The sequence below is a fragment of the Pseudomonas sp. P7758 genome, assembly GCF_013386485.1.
Taxonomy (GTDB): Bacteria; Pseudomonadota; Gammaproteobacteria; order Pseudomonadales; family Pseudomonadaceae; genus Aquipseudomonas.
In genome coordinates, this window is sequence record NZ_JACARS010000151.1 from 1 (window position 1) to 1179 (window position 1179).

The 1179-nt window shown below is 57.3% G+C and carries 1 protein-coding gene; it reads left to right on the forward strand.

What is annotated here, in order from left to right:
• Positions 1–387 precede the first annotated feature (387 nt).
• Complete coding sequence (dcd, locus tag HX873_RS27160; protein ID WP_003219273.1) at positions 388–954, forward strand: dCTP deaminase; 567 nt, start codon at positions 388–390, stop codon at positions 952–954.
• Positions 955–1179: the final 225 nt, after the last annotated feature.

Below are 1179 nucleotides of genomic sequence, written 5' to 3' on the forward strand. Positions count from 1 at the left end.
ATTAGACATGGTGTATCTCCTTGGACAAAGTTAACTGCGACTCAGGAAAAGCCCTGGCCGAGACTGAGTGCAAAGAGCAGGAAAAATTCTTGGAGATGGTTGGATCGAAATTCAACATATCGTGTAGAGATTCTCAGTGACACAAGCAGCACAGTGGCGCCACCTTAACCCTTTTTCCGGAACGTGCCAATGGTATTTCCGAAGGTTTCTCTATTTTCGTGACTGGCGGCACCCTGATACCGCACCAACACCCCACAATTGAAGGTGTGCCCCGCCCAGCAGGGGCTGCGCGGCGCCAAGAAAAACAGCCGCCCCTTTGAACCACGGGGCCAGCCCCGGTAAGATGCCCAACAGAATTTTTTCACCTCGCTATTCAGGACACCCGCCATGAGCATCAAATCGGACAAGTGGATTCGCCGCATGGCGCAAGAGCACGGCATGATCGAGCCCTTCGTGGAGCGCCAGATGCGTGGCGAAGGCGCTGAGCGGCTGATCTCGTTCGGGGTTTCCAGCTACGGCTACGACGTACGCTGCGCCGATGAGTTCAAGGTGTTCACCAACATCAACTCGGCAACCGTCGATCCGAAAAACTTCGACGAAAAAAGCTTCGTCGACGTCAAGAGCGACGTCTGCATCATCCCGCCAAACTCCTTTGCCCTGGCGCGCACCGTCGAATTCTTCCGTATCCCGCGTAATGTCCTGACTATCTGCCTGGGCAAAAGCACCTACGCGCGCTGCGGCATCATCGTCAACGTGACGCCGCTGGAGCCGGAATGGGAAGGGCACGTCACCCTGGAGTTCTCCAACACCACCACCTTGCCGGCAAAAATCTACGCCAACGAAGGCGTGGCGCAGATGCTGTTCTTCGAATCCGACGAAGAGTGCGAAGTGTCCTATAAGGACCGTGGCGGCAAGTATCAGGGCCAGCGCGGCGTCACTCTCCCACGCACTTGATCGAATCGTCTTACAGGCTAAGGGAATTTGTCAGCGGGCATGCACTCTATTGGGTGTACTGCCCCGACGCGTGCACAACGCGCCGGGCCACGCTTGAGGAGTCCCCTATGAAGCTCGATCCGCGAATCAGCGCCGAACTCGCCCGGCTTGAACCCAACCAGATTGGTGTGATGGCCTGGTCCTTGATGGCCGATCCCGCCGCAGGCGGCATTCCCGGCCAGCCAG